The organism is Sphingopyxis sp. (assembly GCF_036402335.1).
Lineage (GTDB): Bacteria > Pseudomonadota > Alphaproteobacteria > Sphingomonadales > Sphingomonadaceae > Sphingopyxis.
On the sequence record NZ_DASWTD010000438.1, the window covers coordinates 1 to 1,737 of the forward strand.

2 protein-coding genes are annotated in these 1,737 nt (G+C 63.8%); one reads left to right on the forward strand and one right to left on the reverse strand.

The features are described 5' to 3' along the window. Positions 1–384 (forward strand): Hpt domain-containing protein (locus VGD20_RS14140; protein WP_331135062.1); only part of this gene is annotated, 384 nt, incomplete at its 5' end. Here VGD20_RS14140 and VGD20_RS14145 read toward each other — a convergent pair. Then, a complete protein-coding gene (locus VGD20_RS14145) occupies positions 378–1,616 on the reverse strand; it encodes a DUF418 domain-containing protein (RefSeq protein ID WP_331135063.1) in 1,239 nt (412 codons plus the stop codon). The two genes, VGD20_RS14140 and VGD20_RS14145, sit on opposite strands and share 7 nt — an antisense overlap. Positions 1,617–1,737 lie beyond the last annotated feature (121 nt).

Sequence of the window (1,737 nt, forward strand, 5' to 3'; positions counted from 1 at the left end):
TGGGATGAGTTTCGCGCAACGCGGGCCCAGTTGGGTGCCGCATTTGTGCGGATTCTCGGCTATTTTCGCGAGGACGGCACCAAATCGGTGGCGGCGATCGAGGACGCCATGCGCGCGCGCGACGCGCGGCGGCTGGTGATGCCGGCGCATACGCTGAAAAGCGAAGCGCGACAGTTCGGCGGCGAAAAACTCGGTGCGCTGGCCGAAGACATCGAAATGTTCGCGCGCCACTGCGTCGAAAGCCAGATCAGTCCCGAAGAATATCTGCCGCGCGTCGTCGAACTGCGCCGGCTGTTCGAGGAAACGCTCGGCGCGCTCGAGCGCGAGGCCAACCCGCTGGTCCAGCGCCGCCCGGCAGGGTTCGACCGCGCGGTCGGTTACTGACGCATCGCTTGCAGCCGGCCGCGCGCGAGGCTGCGCCATAACCATTCGAGCGGACCATAGCGAAAGCGGTCGAGCCATGGCTTCGACCAGAGCAGCATGACGGCCCACATGCCGATGCAGAACAGATAGAGCGTCCAGCGGCCGACGTCACCGAACAGGCCGATCCCATAGCCGTAGAAGATCGTCGTCATCACGATGCTGGTGCCGAGATAGTTGGAAAAGGCGGTACGCCCCGCAGCCGCGACGCGCGCGATCCCCGAGCTGGCGCTCGCGCGTCGGATCAGGAGTATGAGCAATGCGGCATAGGCGATCGTCATCATCAGTCGTCCCGGCCCGGCCCACGCCATGAAGGCGTTGACGCCGACGAGATAGTCGAAGCCCGATCGCCACTGGAGCCAGCCGACGAGGAGCGTGAGCGCTACGCCGGGCGGCAGCCAGCGCCACGCTATCCGCCGGTAATCGGCCGCTGCCCATGCGCCCGTCAGGAAGCCGTTACGGAACAGCGCCATGCCCAGCATCATCAGCGGCAGCGTTTCGAGCATCGTCATCAGCACGCCGACGAACGGATTGGCGGCGCTGTCCAGGCGTTCGTCCAGAATCGGCAGATAGGGACCGCGATAGAGCGCCAGCTCCTCGGTCACCTCGCCGTCGATCTTGGCATATTCGGCGCGGACCTCGCGCCCGGCCTCGGCCATGGACGAAGCAGGGTCGTTGGCGGCACTCGCCACCGCAAGCTGCGCGCCGAAGAACAGCGACGTCAGCGCGATGCCGAGGGTGAAAAGGCCGAGCGCCCATTTGATCAGCCGGCGCGGTTCCCACGCGCGAAAACGGAAGGCGATGCAGCCGACCGCGGCATAGAGGAACAGGATATCGCCCCACCAGATGAAGAAATAATGGCAGAGGCCGAATAGCGCGAGCCACGCCATGCGGCGATAATGCACCGACCCGGGGTTCTGGCCATGGGCTTCGGCGCGGTCGATGATCAGCAACATGCTCGCCCCGAACAGGATCGAGAAAAGGCCGCGCATCTTGCCGTCGAACAACAGGAAGCCGAGCGCCCACGCGGCGATGTCGGTTGGCGTTTCGCCGCCATAGGCACGCGGCGAGACATAGGCCATTTCGGGCATCGCAAAGGCGACGATGTTCATCGCCAATATACCCATCACCGCAAAGCCGCGCAGCGCGTCGAGGGTGACGAGGCGGTCGGTCGCAACTTGTCTGTCTTCGCGCATATCGCCCTCCACTGTATTATTCGCCTATAACGGTCGGGGCAGCAATCCGTCCAGCGCTTTAACCTGCTATTGACATCTATGTCAGTAATGTTATCTGGACAGCATCAATGATTCGAACGGG

What these genes read in the sequence shown, in the direction of transcription:
- VGD20_RS14145 (WP_331135063.1), bottom strand. Translation starts at nt 1,616, where the DNA reads ATGCGCGAAGACAGACAAGTTGCGACCGACCGCCTCGTCACCCTCGAC.